12 protein-coding genes are annotated in these 18,475 nt (G+C 50.0%); 8 read left to right on the top strand and 4 right to left on the bottom strand.

Translation table 11 applies throughout. From position 1 onward, the window contains the following. Positions 1-23: 23 nt before the first annotated feature. From ACYVK4_RS15605 to ACYVK4_RS15575, 7 genes are all read left to right on the top strand, one after another. On the top strand, positions 24-371 hold the full coding sequence (locus tag ACYVK4_RS15605; protein ID WP_461128451.1) for an L-rhamnose mutarotase: 348 nt from the start codon (positions 24-26) through the stop codon (positions 369-371). Continuing rightward, positions 368-1,642 carry an L-fucose:H+ symporter permease gene (gene fucP, locus ACYVK4_RS15600; protein ID WP_461128450.1) on the top strand — a complete coding sequence of 425 codons (1,275 nt, stop codon included), beginning with the start codon at positions 368-370 and terminating at the stop codon, positions 1,640-1,642. Before ACYVK4_RS15605 ends, fucP begins: the two co-directional genes overlap by 4 nt. A gap of 36 nt (positions 1,643-1,678) precedes the next feature. Next, positions 1,679-3,415 carry an alpha-L-fucosidase gene (locus ACYVK4_RS15595; RefSeq protein WP_461128449.1) on the top strand — a complete coding sequence of 579 codons (1,737 nt, stop codon included), beginning with the start codon at positions 1,679-1,681 and terminating at the stop codon, positions 3,413-3,415. A 104-nt stretch (positions 3,416-3,519) separates the two neighbouring features. After that, complete coding sequence (locus ACYVK4_RS15590; protein WP_461128448.1) at positions 3,520-5,802, top strand: glycosyl hydrolase family 95 catalytic domain-containing protein; 2,283 nt, start codon at positions 3,520-3,522, stop codon at positions 5,800-5,802. A 46-nt stretch (positions 5,803-5,848) separates the two neighbouring features. After that, entirely contained in the window at positions 5,849-7,522 is a 1,674-nt protein-coding gene (locus tag ACYVK4_RS15585; RefSeq protein WP_461128447.1) for an alpha-L-fucosidase, read from the top strand. A gap of 22 nt (positions 7,523-7,544) precedes the next feature. Further along, positions 7,545-9,056: a sulfatase gene (locus ACYVK4_RS15580; protein WP_461128446.1), complete on the top strand. Its 1,512-nt coding sequence runs from the start codon at positions 7,545-7,547 to the stop codon at positions 9,054-9,056. Between the two features lie 54 nt (positions 9,057-9,110). Beyond that, positions 9,111-10,508 (top strand): alpha-L-fucosidase, encoded by a 1,398-nt coding sequence (locus tag ACYVK4_RS15575; protein ID WP_461128445.1) that lies wholly within the window; start codon positions 9,111-9,113, stop codon positions 10,506-10,508. Between the two features lie 347 nt (positions 10,509-10,855). Here the strand turns inward: ACYVK4_RS15575 and ACYVK4_RS15570 are convergent, their stop codons facing one another. Both ACYVK4_RS15570 and ACYVK4_RS15565 read right to left on the bottom strand, forming a co-directional pair. Then, positions 10,856-11,950: an SDR family oxidoreductase gene (locus ACYVK4_RS15570; RefSeq protein WP_461128444.1), complete on the bottom strand. Its 1,095-nt coding sequence runs from the start codon at positions 11,948-11,950 to the stop codon at positions 10,856-10,858. Between the two features lie 363 nt (positions 11,951-12,313). Next, positions 12,314-13,921 (bottom strand): Na+/H+ antiporter, encoded by a 1,608-nt coding sequence (locus tag ACYVK4_RS15565; RefSeq protein WP_461128443.1) that lies wholly within the window; start codon positions 13,919-13,921, stop codon positions 12,314-12,316. A 246-nt stretch (positions 13,922-14,167) separates the two neighbouring features. On the opposite strand from ACYVK4_RS15565, the gene ACYVK4_RS15560 reads away from it, so the two are divergent. After that, positions 14,168-15,385 (top strand): PQQ-dependent sugar dehydrogenase, encoded by a 1,218-nt coding sequence (locus ACYVK4_RS15560; RefSeq protein WP_461128442.1) that lies wholly within the window; start codon positions 14,168-14,170, stop codon positions 15,383-15,385. A gap of 57 nt (positions 15,386-15,442) precedes the next feature. Here the strand turns inward: ACYVK4_RS15560 and cobA are convergent, their stop codons facing one another. After that, positions 15,443-16,201, bottom strand: a complete 759-nt coding sequence (cobA, locus tag ACYVK4_RS15555) for a uroporphyrinogen-III C-methyltransferase (protein ID WP_461128441.1) — start codon at positions 16,199-16,201, stop codon at positions 15,443-15,445. Positions 16,202-16,261: 60 nt separating this feature from the next. Continuing rightward, entirely contained in the window at positions 16,262-18,421 is a 2,160-nt protein-coding gene (locus tag ACYVK4_RS15550) for a nitrite reductase (protein WP_461128440.1), read from the bottom strand. Positions 18,422-18,475 lie beyond the last annotated feature (54 nt).

The following is an 18,475-nucleotide window of genomic DNA, read 5'->3' as shown; positions in this document are numbered from 1 at the left end:
CTGTCTGAATGACGCTGATACGTATGCGTACCTGTTTAGCTCTTGACCTGAAAAACGACCCCGACTTAATTGCCCAGTACGAATACTTTCATCAACCTGAACATGCCTGGATCGAGATTCCGGCGGGCATTCGGGCGGGGGGCGTGATTGATATGCAGATTTACCGCATCGGTAATCATCTTTTTATGATTGTGGAGACGCCCGACGGAATTACGGTCGCCGATGCCTTTCGACGCATTGGGGAATTGCCCCGTCAGGCCGAATGGGCCGATTTTATCGGGCAGTTTCAGCAGCGCCTTCCCGAATCCCAGCCGGGAGAACACTGGGCTGAAATGACTCCTGTTTTTTTGCTTTCCGATCATGTCAAATGAAATCATCCCGCTTTGTTGTGCCACTGCTTGTGGTCATGAGTCTGATGTTTATCTGGAACCTCAGCCGAAATATAAATGATGTATTGATACCGCACCTGAAACGGGCCTGCCAGCTTTCCGACTTGCAGTCTTCGCTGGTGCAGTCAGCGTTTTTTGGCGGTTACTTTTTACTGGCTTTGCCAGTGGGTCAGTTTATCCGGCGTTTTGGTTACCGGGCAGGCATGGTTACCGGCCTGCTGATGGCTGCGATGGGTGCATTGCTGTTTTTTCCCGCTGCGGACACCCGATATTACCCGTTGTTTCTGGGAGCGCTCTTTGTCATGGCCGCTGGTTTTACGTTTCTGGAGGTAACGGCCACGCCCTACATATCGGTGTTGGGAGCGCCCGAACGGGCGTCGAGCCGACTTAGTCTGGCGTCGGCGGTGGGTTCGATCGGTGCTACGCTCGGCCCATATCTGGGTGCCCGATTTTTGCTCCACACTGAGGATACGCCCGAATCGACGCTGGCCCAGCTCAGCCCGGCGCAGCTGGAAACTTTTCTTCAACATGAAGCTCAACTGGTCAAAAGCCCCTATTTGACATTGGCGGGTGTATTTGTGCTGCTGGGACTTTGGCTGCTGGTAGTGAAACTCCCGACAATTGCCGATCCTGATGAAGCCAGTATTCGGCTGACCGATATTTTTAGATTCCGGCACACGGTGCTCGGCGCTTTGGGCGTCTTTTGTTATCTGGGTGCCGAAGTAGGTATTGTCAGTTTTCTGATCCGTTACGCCAAAGCGCAGCAACTTCCGGGCTTAACTGAACAGAAAGCAGCCCTGTTCATTACCCTGTTTATGGCACTGGTGCTGACGGGGCGCCTGGCAGGTGCCTGGCTCTTGCAGCGGCTTAATCCATCACGTTTGCTCACGACCTGCGCCAGCGGTGCAGCTTTGCTGGTTGTTGTCGCTATGCTGACAAGCGGATACGACTCTATGTATGCGTTGGCCTCTGTTGGGTTATGTACGTCGGTCATGTACCCCATTCTGTTCACGTTAAGCATCAAAAATCTGGGCCCACATACCAAAACGGGCTCTTCACTCATCATCATGAGTGTGGTAGGTGGGGCTGTAATTCCGCCCATCATGGGCTTGCTGTCAGACACCCAGGGTATACGGCTGGCTTTTGTTATTCCAGTGCTGTGCTATGGCTACGTCATATACTATAGTTGGCGAGGGCACCAGGTACAATCAGCCTCCGGCCCCGGACTTGCTGTTCGTTCAGTTGTCAATTAAACGACTTTCAGACACTAACTCATTATAAAAACCTTTATGGCTACTTTTCGCACCTCATTTATAGTCTTTCTTGGCTGCTTGTTCGCCTGTCAGGTCCTGGCTCAACAACCAATTTCTACCGATCAGCGGCTGCAATGGTGGCGCGACTCCCGCCTTAGTCTTTTTGTTCATTGGGGACCTGTCAGTCGAATCGGGAAGGAAATAAGCTGGTCGCGGCAGGCCTACGGCCCGGCCCGCTACGATTCGCTTTACCGGCAATTTAACCCTACCCAATTCAATGCCCGTCAGTGGGTGAAGATGGCTAAGGACAATGGCTTCAAACAAATTGTGCTGACGGCTAAGCATCATGATGGCTTTTGCCTCTGGAACACCAAAACCATATCCTACAACGTCATGCAATCGCCTTTTGGCCGGGATGTTTGCAAGGAACTGGCCGAGGCTGCCCACGAAGCGGGCTTACCTATCGGGTGGTATTTCTCCGTTGCCGACTGGAAAGACCCTGACTGCCGGAATTCAAAAACCAACGGGGTGTTTGTGGAACGTATGATGAATCAGCTGCGTGAGCTTTTGACCAACTACGGTAAAATCAGTGTACTCTGGATCGATTATGAAGGGGCACCCAGCCCTACGCATCCCAAACCCGTGTATGAACTGGCTCGCCGTTTACAGCCTGGAATCATCATTAACAACCGCCTGGAGCCATTCAACCCCGATGAGTCGCACGCCCGGGTAGGTCCGTACTCTGACTACGCTACGCCCGAAGGCTTCGTGGCCGGTTACGGCGCCGTACCCTGGGAAACCTGCACCAATATGGGGCATCAATGGGCCTGGAAATTCGGTGATACGCCCCGCCCGCTTCCCGAATGTATGCAAACCCTGCTTCGGTGTATTGGTGGCAATGGAAATTTGCTATTCAATATCGGCCCCGACAGCACCGGTGTGTTCCCGCCTTCGTTTGTTACGCGTACCAACGAAATGGGTGCCTGGATCAATCGACATAGTGAAGCGATGTACGAAACACGGGGTGGACCTTACACCCCAGGGAATGACTATGTTAGTGCTTACCGGGGAAATACCGTATACCTGTATCTATTCCCGTCAGCCCCGGCCAGCATTCGATTGCCGGTACTGCCCGCCACTGTAAAAACTGCCCGGCTGCTTAGCGGGAAGGTGGTAAATGTGGCCCAGAAAGCTGATGGGCTTTTTATCGACCTGCCATCGGAAAGTCGTGATTCTGTGGCCACGGTTGTAGCTCTAACCCTCGACAGACCAGCCGCTACACTGAAACCGATCATCCCGTTTTCAACGAGCCATGCCCTGTCATACGGTCAGAAAGTTCGGGCGTCGAGTGCGTTGGGTGAATTTTTGCACGATGCCACAGCGGCCGTCGATGACAATCCGAATACGCACTGGAAAATGGGTCGCCGAACCGACGTAAACTTCGATACCTACTACGGTAGCCAAATGAACTATCTGTCGGATACCTGTATGAATTTGTTTCAGCATAGCGGCTGGCTGGAAGTTGACCTGGGGAGAGAACAAACCGTGAACCGTTTGGTCGTTCATGAGCTCCCATACCAAAAGTCAAAAATAAATGCCTTTTCAGTTCAGTACGAACAGGCTGGCAACTGGATAACGGTAGCTCAGGATACCGCAATGGGCAACTGGTCGAAAGTCATCAGTCCGATAAAGGCCCGCAAGTTCCGATTGCTTATTGAAGATTCGAGGGGTCTGCCCGGAATCCGGGAATTTCAGTTGTTCGGTGATCGCTGATTGATTGGCCTGTCTGCTCCCTTATAAGGTAGCTTATACGCCCACCTAAAGGATAGAGCCAGAAAAATTGCGCAGGGATCGCTTCGATTATTTAGTCCTCATGTATGATAAAGACAATTGTATTCATCTCGCTACAGATTTTAATTTTAACGAATTCGTTTGGTCAAGTTCAACGCAATCAGATCGGGCTTCAATTTGATAAGATACCTACCCGCTGGGATGAAGGCCTGCCCCTGGGCAATGGCCTTATCGGCGAATTGATCTGGCAAAAAGAAGATAAACTGCGCTTTTCGCTCGATCACGCCGAGCTTTGGGATATGCGTCCCATGAAAGACCTGCACACCCCCGGCTTCAATTATGCCTGGGTCAAAGAACAGGTGCTTGCCGACAATTATGGGGCCGTACAGAAAATAGGCGACCATCCCTACGACCGCGAGCCGGCACCTACCAAAATACCCGGCGCTGCCCTTGAATTTGAGGTCAAAGCGTGGGGTGGGGTCAAACAGACCTCGCTCAATATCGAAACGGCGGAAGCGGCCATTGTCTGGCAAAACGGTGTCAAAATGACATCGTTTGTGCATGCCAAACAAAACATTGGGTACTTCAGGTTTGAGAATCTTACGGATCTGACACTTACGTTATTGGCTCCCAAGTACGAGGGCGGTTCCGGCAGTACCGTCGGCGGTCCGGTCGACGGCGATGATCTGGCAAGGCTGGGCTATAAGCAGGGAGAAGTAACCCAAAGCGGCCAATCCTATCGCTACATTCAGCAGGGATGGGGAGGGTTTTATTATGAAGTGTATGTGAAGTGGAATAAAACTGATGCCAAAACGATTGAGGGAAAGTGGGCTATCTCAGCCTATTATCCCAACAAGCCCCAACCCGAAGCCTATAAAAAAGTAACATCAGCCCTAAGTTACAGCGCGGCCCGACAGTCGCATCAAAATTGGTGGGCCAACTTTTGGGCTAAATCGTCGGTATCGTTGCCTGATCCGGTATTGGAAAAACACTATTATCTGGAGCTGTATAAGTTTGGAAGTGTAGCCCGAAGCAATACTCCCCCGATTTCATTGCAGGCCGTTTGGACGGCCGACAATGGGCGCATTCCCCCGTGGAAAGGGGATTTTCACCATGATCTGAATACCCAGCTCAGCTACTGGCCCGCCTACAGTGCCAACCACCTGGATGAAGCGATGGGCTATCTCAACCACCTTGACCAAAACCGGGAACAGTATAAAAAATATACGCAGTGGTATTTTGGTTCCGGCGGTCTCAATGTGCCCGGCGTCACTACGCTTGTGGGCGAGGAAATGGGCGGATGGATTCAATATTCGCTTTCTCCCACGGTATCGGCCTGGTTGGCGCAGCATTATTATTTACACTGGCGGTACAGTATGGATAAAGATTTCCTGAAAACGCGTGCCTATCCCTGGTTTAAAGAAGTAGCCCAACACCTCGAAACGATCACCTACATTGATAAAAATGGCCACCGTCAGTTGCCCTTAAGTTCAAGTCCTGAAATCAATGACAATAAAAAATCCGCCTGGTTTACAGAAAATACCAACTACGATCTGTCGCTGATGCGGTTTTTGTTTGCCAAAGCCAACGAATTGGCGCTGGAACTGAACCGGCCCGCCGAAGCTGAGCATTATGCGAAGATTCTAAAGCAATTTCAGGGGTATCATTTGTCGGATAATCAAGAACTTAAATTTTCAAAAGACCTTCCCTACAACCAATCGCACCGTCATTTTTCGCACCTGATGGCCATCCATCCACTCGGTGAAATTCGTTGGGAGAATGGCGCAAAAGACCAAGAGATCATTAACAATTCGCTTAAATTATTGGATAAAGTCGGCCCTGCCTGGTGGTGCGGCTATTCGTATGCGTGGGAGGGCAACCTAAAAGCCCGCGCCAAAGACGGCGAAGGAGCAGCGGCTGCATTGACCGATTTTGCCACCGCCTTTTGCTCCGTCAACTCCTTTCACCTCAACGGCGACCAAACCAAGTCCGGTAAATCGAACATGACCTATCGCCCCTTTACGCTGGAAGGAAATTTTGCCTATGCCGCGGGCATTCAGGAGATGCTCCTGCAAAGCTATGCAGGACAAATTGAGGTTTTTCCCGCCATTCCTCCAAAATGGCAGCAGGTTTCTTTCAAAGATTTACGGGCCGAAGGAGCATTTTTGGTGAGTGCCCAAAAAACGAACGGCTTGGTGGCGAGTATTGAGATAACGGCCGTGAAAGGCGGAAAAACAAAAGTAAAACTGCCGTTTAAAACCCCTTCCGTCGGGTTTCAAAAAGGAGTAAAAATAATGGCGCAAAACTCCGAATACATGGAGTTGGCCTTTGAGAAAAATGGAAAAATTAAAATTGACGCCGGAAAGTAAGTGCTCCCTTCTCGGATTCGTTAACTGACCCATCATTCCTGTACCAATGAAGAAAATTCTTTTTATCGTTTGCCTGCTGGCCTATCTGCATTCATCAGGTCAACAATTGGCTAAACCCTCGGCTGTTCAGTACAAATGGCAGGAGCAGGGCCGTATCATGTTTGTTCATTTCGGGGTGGCTACCTGGCTCGGCCGGGAGTACGACGAAACAGGGGAGTTTGACATGTCGAGAATGAATCCTACCAAGCTTGACACCGACCAATGGTGCCGCGTGGCCAAGTCGTGGAGGGCCAAAGAAATCATTTTTGTGGCCAAACATGCCGGCAGTTTCTGCTGGTGGCCCACCTACACCACGGAGTATTGCGTCAGAAATATCCCTTGGAAAAACGGTAAAGGCGACGTCATAAAAGACCTGGCAATTTCCTGCAAAAAAGCGGGCCTGAACCTTGGGGTGTATATTTATCCCGGCGATATCAAATGGGGTGCGGGCCTCGGAAGCGGAGGGATCACCAAAGACCCTTCCAAACAGGAGGCTTACAATAAAATTTTCAGACAGCAGCTCACCGAGGTGTTGACTAACTATGGCGACATGCTCGAAGTGTGGTTTGACGGCTCCTGCAAGGTGCCGGTCAGTGATATACTGCAAAAATATGCTTCTAAGGCCGTCATCTTCCAAGGCTCAGACGCCACGATTCGCTGGCCCGGTACGGAAAGCGGCATTCTCCATTATCCCGTTTGGAATTCGCTCAAAGGGGAGGTGCTGAAGTCAGGGGTAGCGACCCAATACGATGATGATCCCGACGGCGATGTCTGGGCTCCTTTGGAAGCGGATGTTACGCTGTACAACCACAATTGGTTTTGGTCGCCTAAAAATGAAGCCAAACGCCGTTCAGTGAACGAGTTGATGGAGATCTATTACAAATCGGTCGGGCATGGAGGCACGCTGCTGCTCAATTCCAACCCCGATACTACCGGTCTTATCCCGGCGGGAGATGTAAAAAGATACGCCGAATTTGGGGCAGAGATCAACCGAAGATTCAAGCAACCTTTGGCTGAAGTAAAAAACAAAACCTCCAATGAAGTGGAATTGACGTTTACAAAACCAACCAAGATAAACCACCTCATCCTGAAAGAAGACTATCGGCAGGGGCACCGGATCAGAAAATACGAAGTGTGGGGGCTGACAAAAAACAAGTGGGAAAAATTGACCGACGGCAGCTCGGTAGGGGTCACCAAAATAGATTATTTTGAGGATGTTGAACTTACGGCCCTGAAGTTAAAAGTCACCGAAACCAAAGGCACTCCCCTCATCAGGAGCATGACGGCCTATTACGTCAGTGGGTTCGAACTCCCCAAATCCGAAAAAGAAGCCAAAGAGTACACGATCGTGCAGGAATGGGACACCAAAAATTTTGTCAATGGCAAGGGTCAAATGAGCATTGATTTAGGGAATTTTATTACCGCCCCCGGTCAATACGAAGTGAGTTTTACCAATGCGGTCAGCGTGACCGGGATGTGGGTAGAAAAAGCCGTAATCGTTTTTGATAAAGACCCCAATACACTTCAGGAATTCATTCAGCGAAAACCGAAGGAAAATGTGTTTTTCATCAATCGTACCGGGCAGATTGATAAGGGTACAAGTTCAGTCCTGAACGTTGTAATGAGTTCAGACAACAGTTCATTTCAGAATAAAGGGTTTGTAAAAATCAAAAAACGGTAGCCGACGTCGGCATTGAACAGCAATGGTACGATTATTAATACTTCTGGGATTGGCTGCCTGTGGTCAGTTCGTCATGGCGCAAAGGCGGCCCAATATCATCATTTTTCTGGTGGACGATATGGGTTGGCAGGATACATCCGTCCCCTTTTGGCAGGAAAAGACCGCCATTAACCGGCGCTTCCATACGCCCAACATGGAACGACTGGCCCGTAAAGGGATGAAGTTTACCAATGCCTACGCCAACCCCGTCTGTACCCCGTCGCGGGTAAGCCTCATGACCGGTATGAACGTGGTACGACACAATGTGACCAACTGGACAAACACCCAAAAAAACACCCCGACCGATTACCCCGACAGTCTGCTGAGTCCTCCCGGCTGGAATCACAATGGCATGAGTCCCGTGGCGGGTATTGCCAACACCGTTCATGCTACGCCTTTACCTCAATTGCTGCGGCAGGCAGGATACGTTACGCTCCACTGCGGCAAGGCACACTTTGCCTCTTACGGAACCCCGGCGGCCAATCCACTCGCCATTGGGTTTGAGAAAAACATTGCCGGTACGGCAGCGGGCCATCCAAGTAGTTTTTTGGGGGAAAAAAGTTTCAGACGTACCCCCAACGACACCACCTGGGGCGTACGTGATTTAGAGAAATACCACGGAAAAAACATATTCCTGACCGAAGCCCTTACCTTGGGAGCCATTGCTGCCCTTAAAGAAAATCAGCCAAGTCAGAAGCCTTTCTTTCTGTACATGTCGCATTATGCCGTTCATTTACCTTTCGACAAAGACGCCCGTTTTTACCAAAAATACCTTGACATGGGCTTGACCGATACCGAGGCACGGTACTCGGCGTTGGTGGAGGGAATGGACAAAAGTTTGGGCGATATCATGGATTACCTGGAAGCAAATAACCTGGATAAAAACACGTATATTTTATTTATTTCCGACAATGGCGGCTATAGCCTTCACCAACGCAGCGGGGAGGTACATACCCAAAATCTACCCCTGAAACAGGGGAAAGGCTCGCTGTATGAGGGCGGTATTCGGGTACCGATGCTGGTGTCGGGGCCGAAGATCGAGCCAAACAGCCTCTCCCGTCAGTACGTAGGCATTGACGATTTTTTTCCCACGGTATTAGGCATGGCCGGCGTGGCTCGGTACACGACCCTCCAAACGGTAGATGGCAAAAATTTACTGCCGTTTATGGAAAACAAGGACAAACGTGACGACAAAAAAATCCTGCTGTGGCATTATCCCAATAACTGGACCAACGTACAGTTTAAAGGCACCTCGTGGGGGAGCGCCATGCGCCGGGGTGACTGGAAACTGGTCTATCTGCACAAAACCCAAACCGTAGAATTGTACAATTTGAAGGACGATATCGGTGAGCTGAACGACTTGGCCAAAACTCAGCCCGCCAAGCTGAAACAAATGGCCCGCCTGTTTACCGATGAACTCAAAAAACGGAATGCGCACCTTCCTGCTTTCAAAGCTACAGGGCAACCCATCCCATATCCTGACGAAGTGAAGTAAAGCCTGAAATAGCTCTTAATGTAAGCGTCATTTTGTCCAATTAGCCACGAGTCAATGAAAAATGGTCTACTTTTCCTTCTTATTAGTTGGGGCTTAGCGGTAAACGTTAAGGCTCAGGCTCATGATTATCCGAAACCAACACCTTCGCAAATGGCCTGGCATGAAGCGGAGCTGGGGGCCGTTTTTCATTATGATCTGCACGTTTTTGACGGCAAAAAGTACAATCAGGCCTATAATCGTATCACGCCCATTGAAGACATAACTATTTTTAACCCCACCCAACTGAATACCGATCAATGGATCAAAGCCGTGAAGGCAATGGGCGGGAAATTTGCCATTCTGACGGCCACCCACGAAACGGGCTTTGCGCTGTATCAAAGCGACGTAAATCCCTATTGCATGAAGGCCCTGAAGTTTCAGGAGGGAAAGGGAGATTTGGTGCGGGACTTTGTTAACTCCTGTCGGAAATATGGCATTGCCCCCGGTATTTACCTGGGCATCCGGTGGAATTCGTTTTTGGGCGTCCATGATTTCAGGATTGACGGCGAAAGTCCATTGGTAAAAAATCGGCAAATGGCCTACAAAAAAATGTGTGAAGGCATGGTCAAAGAGCTCTGTACACGCTACGGCGATCTGTTTATGATCTGGTTTGACGGCGGTGCCGACGACCCCACTAAATACGGCGCGGATGTACTGCCGATTGTGGAGAAATACCAACCCAAATGTCTGTTTTATCACAATGCGCAGCGGGCCGATTTTCGCTGGGGGGGCTCCGAATCCGGCACCGTGCCTTACCCGTGTTGGGCTACGTTTCCGTTTCCGTTTTCACATGCCGCGCAGAAGGAAATTGTTTTTAAAGACGATTTTAAACTCTTGAGAGAAGGCGACAAAGACGGGAAATACTGGATGCCCGCCATGTCGGACGCACCGCTGAGAGGGTATAAGGGCCGCCATGAATGGTTTTGGGAGCCCGATGACGACGCGCATATTTTCCCGTTAAAAAATCTGATGGATATGTACGAGCGGTCGGTGGGGCATAATTCGACCCTGATCATCGGTTTAACGCCCGACGACCGAGGCCTGCTGCCGGAAGCCGATGTACAACGCCTATCCGAATGGGGGCGCGAAATCAAAAGCCTCTTTTCCAATCCCCTCAAAACGGCCCATGGAGAAGGTACTGTTTTTGAGTTGACATTAGACAAAAAGCAGTCCGTCAACTACATCGTTTTGCAAGAGGATATTACCCAGGGTGAGCGGGTGAGGGGGTTTAAGATGGAGTTAGAAAGGGATAAAAAATGGAAAACCATCGCCGAAGGAACCACAATCGGCTACAAACATATTCGGCCCGTTGTTCCGATTGAGGGTGCAAAATTCCGTCTTACCATTACACAAAGCATCGCCCCGCCACTCTTGAAAAACGTGGCTGTTTATGATGTGGCATCCACTCGGTAATCGCACTTTAGGTGATAGAATGAGTCTGATGCAATGTATTTCTCTGTTTTAAAATTCTTTATTAAAGGTTCTATGATAGGGAAAATCCCAGAATCAATAAAACGCACACCGAACCTTTTCACAAGAAACCTCAGCCTAATAAATTCACCTATTCAGTTACTCTCCTAAAGGAATTTGACCTTTAGGAGAGTAACCTGCGGTTTGTTTAAGCAACTGGATACCTTTATCTTTCAACGGGTTGCCCGTTAAACACCAGGCGAACCGAGTCGCTGATTTCATTTTGATCCGCGTACTAAATAAATAAAATGAGCAGTAGGACTGTTTGTTCAAATCGTACGTTTTGACAGTTACACGGTCCTATTTGAATGAGCGTCGGATGGAATCAGACGATCAACTATCAGTTGTTCGAAAAGGTCAAAAAATGACTCTTCTGTTGATTGAAAGACCGAGAAGCCAAGTTTCCTGCTCTTCGACATGTCTGTCATAACCTCTATGGGTCTTCCCAGATCAAGGTCTGTATGCCAGGCGGAGGCCAACCGGTTCAGATCGGGTTCTGCGAGGTTATGCTCCTGAACGATTTTTTCCCAGAGGGCTCCATCGGTAGCCATTTCTATTTCCAGTGGATGAATGCTACCCTCGAAACCAACGGCCTCAATCCCGAACCAGTCGGCAATCCGCTTCCAAAGCCAGCTCCACCGGAAGACATCCCCGTTAACTACGTTGAAGGCTTCATTACGAGCTACTTCGGTTGTCGCTGCCCACACCAGGTGTTTGGCCAACACCCGGGCATCGGTCACATCAGATAAACCATTCCATTGTGCTTTGGAGCCAGGCCATCGAAAAGGCCGCCCGCTGTGCTGGCACAGGGTTGCATATACAGCCAGCGTAGTGCCCATGTTCATCATGTTCCCAACCGCTTTCCCAATGACGGTATGAGGGCGGTGAATGCTCCAAGTGAAGCCGTCCCGAGCAGCAGCGGCATACACTTCATCTTCCTGGGCGTAGTAGAAATTCTCGATATCCAGGCGTGGATGCTCTTCCCGCAACGGAGTCTCAGGCAAAAAGCCATCTTTCGCATAGGCGTCGAATGGCCCCAGATAATGTTTCAGCCCGGTGACGAGTGCGACGTGCTGAACTGATTTTTTAGGCGATAAAGCCGTCAGCAGATTGCGAACCATGGCACCGTTTACCCGAATATTTTCGGCTTCGGTTTCATTACGCATCCAGCTTGTGAAAAAGACATGGGTGGGATTGATCGGCAAAAGAGCGGCCTGAAGGCTATCGGGATTTAACAGATCGGCGGCAACGGGCTGTAAATTATTTATTTCCTGATTGGGATTTCGGGCCAACCCGTAAGTCAACCATCCCTGATTAATTAATTCCTGGGCAAGGTTGCTGCCTGTGATTCCGCTGGCACCAACAACTAAAGCAATTTTAGACATTTTTAAACATGTGTTAAGTCCCATCTGGGGCTGAAAAGGTATCCGCAAATGACGCTAAGTGTTTCTATTACCTCTACTGGTAGAAACTGACGTCTAAAAACAGAATGTCCTGCTGACGGATTATTCGCTGCCTCCTGACTAAACACTAAACGATCGTTCGCCAGACAAGTTTATTCGCCAGACATTGAATGTACCTGGCTACCCAATTAAACTCGGGTTAAAAAAAGGGAAAATGGCGGATTTAAGCAGCTTCTGATGGCTGTTTGTTGAAGTCAAGGCAGGAATAAAGTACCGGAGACTCATTCTACTGAATAAACTGCTGCCTGGGCACCTATTGGTGGGATGACAGGTCTAGTTTACTACTCACTTCGTTTCGGTTTCCTGTACCAGTTTTTCCCGAATTTTAAATTCCTCCAGGTCCACTAACGAAAGGTATTTTCGAATTAATTCTTCGTCTAACTCCATTTTGTGATTCATTTCCATCAATTTACCTCGCTGCTGCTGAAGCAAGTCCAGGTATGTATGTTGAAATGTTACAATGGCATTCGTGCGTTTGGCATTCGTTTCGGACAGTTCCTGATTGATCAGGCGTAGATCGATCGTAAATCGTTCGTGGAGGTTGGCGATATGTTCGTTGGGAGATTCATTCTTTTCTAAGAACGCAAGGGAGGTCTGGGAAATAGCCTTTTGAATAAGCAATTCCTGTTTTTGTTCCGGAATCGCACTCGCTAACGCTTTAACGTCTACTCTTTTTATCAACCAGGGCAAGGTTAATCCCTGAAAGACCAGGGTCACCAGAATGACAATGAATGTAATAAATAAAATCAGGTTGCGGTGAGGAAAGGGCTGACCGGCCTTGAGAATCAACGGTATGGACAGGGCAGCGGCCAGTGAAACAACACCCCGCATGCCGGCCCAACCCAGAATGAGTGGCCCCCGCCAATCAGGGTTGGGGTCGGCCACCGTAATGAACCGGCTGGCGAAACGGGTAAAGAGCGCAGCGCCGTAGGTACAGATGAGCCTGGTCAGTATCAGTACCAGCGAAATGGCCAGCCCATAGCCAATGGCACTACTGATGCTAACCGTTCCCAGTTGGGCAACGACCGGCGGCAATTGAAGACCAATGAGCAAAAAGACCAGCCCATTCATCACAAAAACGATATTGGTCCAAACGTTTACGCCCTGTATCCGGCTTTGATAGGACAGCATACTTTGTCGCTTGTTGGACAGCAGCAGCCCGCCACTGACCACTGTCAGCACCCCCGAGTAGTGCAAGTGCTCGGCACCGTAATACATGCAATATGGCGTTACCAGTGTGAGCACGATTTCGATACTGGGTGTGGTGGGTAGCCAGCGAATGATGGCATAAAAAAGGACCCCGATCAACAGGCCGACGCCGATACCCATTATAACCACCAAACCGAAACTGGTGGCGGCTTCCTGAAAGTTGAAATGACCCGTAATGACCGCAGCTAACGCAAAGCGAAAGACAATTAACGAGGAAGCGTCGTTGAGCAAACTTTCGCCTTCAGCAATACTCACCAGCGACTTGGGTACGTTGACCTGCCGCATAATTGTTGTCGCCGAAATGGCATCGGGCGGAGAGATGATCCCACCCAGCAGGAAACCCAATGCTAGGGTAAAACCCGGAATCAGGGCATGTGAAACTACGGCAATTATGCAGGAAGTAAGAATCACGATGGGGAAAGCGAAACTAGTGATGACGCGTCGCCATTTCCAGAATTCTTTCCAGGATGTTTGCCAGGCAGCCTCAAACAGCAGAGGAGGCAGGAATATAAAGAAAACCAGGTCAGGGTCGATGGTGATCGATGAAAACTCGTCTGTAAAGCTGAGTGCCAGCCCACCTACCACCAGAACGATCGGATAGGCCAGCCGGAGCTTGTTGGCCAGCATGACCAGTCCCAATATAATCAGGATGAGAAAAATATATTCTATAAATAACCCCTGCATAGTCAATGACGCGGTGAAAAAAACGAAAATCAGTAGATGGGTTCCGGCAAGGTCGCCAGCTTACCGCAGTATTCTATATATAGGTCATGCATACCGGATAGTTTTGTTCTGGCATGCACCGGGAACCCTTCTAATTCTGTTTGCTGGACCCATGCCGACATGCAGAGTCAATGATATGGATTAGACCGATAAGTGCATGTATCTTTGACACTGAATTTGCGTTTCAAAGCTAAATAACCACTTAAAATGAAGACCCGATTACCTTCAATCATTACCGGTACATCGCTGTTGCTGGCTTCTTTCAGCCAACTGACGATGGCTCAGACAGCCAGCCTTTCGCCGGTAGAAACAAAAGAACCTAATTCACCCAGTTACCGTCCGGCCTTTCCGGGCCAGACCAGAATAGCAGGTATACAGTCGTCAACTCCCTATGAGGGTAAAGTGTTAACCGAAGCCTTGAAAAGTCCATGGGGCATTACCAGCCTTCCGGATGGGCGCCTGCTCATTACTGAAAAAGAAGGAACGATGCGGATTGTCACCACCGCTGGTAAGGTGAGCGACGCGATTACGGGCATTCCCAAAGTCAATCCATCGGGTCAGGGCGGTTTGTTAGGCATTCGAGTCGATCCTGCGTTTGAGACGAACCGGATGGTCTACTGGGTTTTCTCGGAACCCAGCGCAGAAGGTAATCTTACGGCGGTAGCTAAAGGTAAACTATCGGCTGATGAGAAGAAGATCGAGGGGGCAATGGTTATTTATCGCGCCACACCGGCCTATAAAGGAAACCTTCATTACGGTGGGCGGATTCTGGTCGCCAGCGATGGTAATCTGCTGATAAGCACAGGTGAGCGGTCGGACAAAGTAACCCGCCCACAGGCTCAGTCGCTTACTTCTGGGCTGGGAAAAGTGATTCGGATTACGAAAGAGGGTAAACCCGCTCCTGGCAATCCGTTTGCAGGTCAGGCCGGCGCCCGCCCGGAGTTATACTCCTATGGCCATCGCAACGTACAAAGTCTGGCCATCGATCCTGTAACGGGCGATTTGTGGGAGGGTGAATTTGGCCCAAGAGGGGGCGATGAACTGAATCATATCAAACCCGGTAAAAACTACGGCTGGCCCACCATTACATACGGTATCGAGTACAGTGGCGAAAAAGTAGGGGAGGGTATTCAACAAAAAGAGGGATACGAACAACCCGTCTATTACTGGGATCCTGTGGTGTCGCCAAGCGGTATGACGTTCTACAACAGCGATGCCATTCCTGAGTGGAAGAATAACCTGTTTATTGGCGCGCTGAGCGGCATGCACATCCTCAGGCTTGTTATTAAAGATGGTAAAGTAGTAGGGGAAGAACGCTTGCTGTCAAATGATTATCAGCGTTTTCGCGACATAACCCAGGGTAAAGATGGCGCTCTGTATGCCGTTACCGACCAGGGGAGACTGTATCGGGTGTTTAAAAAATAAACGCTTTGCCCGTAAGCACGCATTGAACACTAATTTACCTAACAGAAAAGACGTTCATTATTCAATGAGCGTCTTTTCTGTTAGGGCTTGTGCCGTTTGAATCTCGGTCAAAGAAAGACCGGCAACGTCGCCCACGACGATAATGGCGGGGTTGCCTATACCGGATTCAGTTACTTTTTCAAAAATGTTCTGAACGCGACCCGTAACAAGCTGCTGTTCGGCCAGGGTTCCATTTTGAATGATAGCAACGGGCGTTTGTTCTTTGCCGAACCGGGTAAAAACGGCCATGATTTCAGCAAGTTTGTGCATACCCATCAGGATAACTACCGTGGCTGTCGACTGAGCCGCCAGCTGCAGATCATTGGAAAGCTGCCCCGCTTTTGTCGTCCCCGTTACTACCCAGAAACTTTCAGAAACACCCCGGGTGGTTAGGGGGATATTGGCCGAGGCCGGTACAGCATAGGAACTTGAAAGACCAGGAATGACGTGCGTCTCAATACCATGCTGCCGGGCGAAATCAATTTCTTCATAGCCGCGCCCAAAAACAAAGGAGTCACCACCTTTCAGCCGAACCACGTGACCATACTGCTGCGCATAATGGACAATAAGTGGGTTGATGTCTTCCTGCATGCAGGAGTAGGCACCCCGCCGTTTTCCAACGTACACCTTCAGGGTATCAGGACGGCAGTAATCAAGAAGCTCGGGATGCACCAGCGCGTCATACATGACCACGTCGGCCTGTTGCAATGCCTTAATGCCCTTTACCGTTATTAAATCCGGATCGCCCGGCCCGGCTCCTACTAGTGTCAATTTCATACTGATGTATAGGAAAAGCTGTATGGTATACGATAACATATACCATACAGCATACATAGTTTAACTATCCTGTGCCTGGGTTAGCTCCTGGAGTTCCGGAGTGCCATCCTGATCAATCTGTTGATTTCGGAAAGCCTGTACGGTCTGCAGGAACGAATCGGCCTGGGCAACGAACTGTAGCGCAAAGGCTTCGGAGGGTTCTTGTTTATTTATGCTGAACACCAGCGTCTTGAAATCGCCCTCGGCTTCGTGGAAACTATACGCTCCGATTGCCGGACTGCCCGCAAAGGTCTTATCAAAATCGCTGACAATTCCGTGTTGCGTATTGGTTGGTACATCACGACTCATCAGGGCCGCGCGGGCACCCGTAATAAATACATTGTACGCGTGATAGAGGGCATCGGCCCAACGACCATCGGCCAGGGCTTCCCGCGCCCAGCCTAATTTCTCAGTAGCCTCGGTTAAAGTCGTGGCCACCAGATCGATCAGCACACTCGCGCACTCGCCAACCCCTACTTCCGTTACATACTGTTCTGTATGATCCCAGTCTATGTAATCACTGTCGACCAGTGTTTTCAGATCGGCAAGGGGTTTCAGTAACTGATAAAAATAGTTTTTCCCCTGGCGAGCGTAATAATCACTGTAGTATTCGCCATCGAATGCATTGGCTTCAAAATCGCGAAGTAAGGCCCGAAGCGAATGTGGACCGCGTTTGGCTGGAATCTTGATCACTTTATCCGCAATCAGACCTTCGCCTTTACCGTTGAAACCGCCACCCAGCAACACCTGCAGGGCGGGTAGTACATAGGCTCCATTCTTGAGCGAGGAGCCGTGGTACCCGATGTTTGCTACCGAGTGCTGGCCGCAACCGTTCATACAACCCGAAATCTTTATTTTGATGTCATCATTAAACACCAGATCCGGGAATTCCTCGTGCATCATCGTCTCCAGCGCCCGGGTGATGCCGTAACTGCTGGAAATGGCCAGGTTGCAGGTATCCGTGCCGGGGCAGGTCGTAATGTCGGCGGTAGTATCGAAACCCGGATTGGCCAGACCCAAGGCGTCGAGGGCGTCGAAAACGGCAGGTAGATCTTCCGGCCGGATAAAACGCAGCAGATAGCCTTGGTTCACCGTCACACGAATATCATCAGCCGCGTATTGTTTCACAATTTGTGCCAGTGCGCGAGCGGTGTCAGAGTGCATGTCACCCAGTAATACGCGCAGCTGAACGGCATACCAGCCCGCTTGTTTCTGCTCAAAAACATTGGTTTTGAACCAGGTTTTTAGCTTTGCGTTGTCAGTGTTCAGTTGAAAGCCACTTACTTCAGGCCGGTCAGCGTAGGTCTCATTACTGAAGGCCGTCGCTTCGTTTACCGTGACGAGTTTATTTTTAAGGGCAGGCGTTTCTTCCTCTACCCGGTGCAACAGCTCCTCCAGGCCGATGTCGTTGAGGAGATATTTCATCCGGGCTTTATGACGTTTCTGGCGTTCGCCGTACCGGTCAAACACCCGAATCACCCCTTCAATAAACGGAATGACGCGCTCCTCTTCTAAAAATTCAAAGGCGGTTTGAGCCGAGAACGGCTGGGCACCCAGGCCACCGCCCAACATCACCTTAAAACCACGCTTGCCATCCTGCACCCGGGCTATCAGGCCGACATCATGCATGTAGCCATAGGCCGAATCCTTTTCACTCGATGAAAGCGAAATCTTGAATTTCCGACCCATATCCTGGCAAATAGGGTTCCGCAGGAAGTAGTCAAAAATATGATAGGCGTGGGCTGTAATATCGAACGGCTCCAGCGGATCGATACCCGCCCGGGCAGAACCCGTCACGTTCCGAACCGTGTTGCCACAGGCTTCCTTCAATGTAATACCGGCATCTTCCAGGTCGGCCCAGAGCTGAGGAGAATCGGCTAGTTTGACAAAGTGCAGCTGAATGTCCTGACGGGTTGTGGCATGCAGATTTCCCGTGGCGTATTTATCCGATAAGTCGGCAATGCGCACCAGTTGATCGGCTGTAATGCGGCCGTGCGGCAGCTTGATACGAATCATCTGCACCCCAGGTTGCCTCTGGCTATATACACCCCGAGTGAGCCGGAATTTGCGGAAAGCCTCATCGGCTATATCGCCCGAGCGAAAAGAACTGATTTTCTGCTCTAAGTCCAGAATGTCGCGCCGGGCGGCCTGGCTAACTTGGTCGGTCAATTGGATAGACATAGTGAAAGCTTATAGTCTATAGATTTTATCAACTAATCTATTAAAACTAAACGC

The sequence above is a fragment of the Spirosoma aerophilum genome (genome assembly GCF_054782495.1).
The sequence above is the reverse complement of the archived record's forward strand: the minus strand, read 5'-3'. Positions and strand labels throughout refer to the sequence as shown.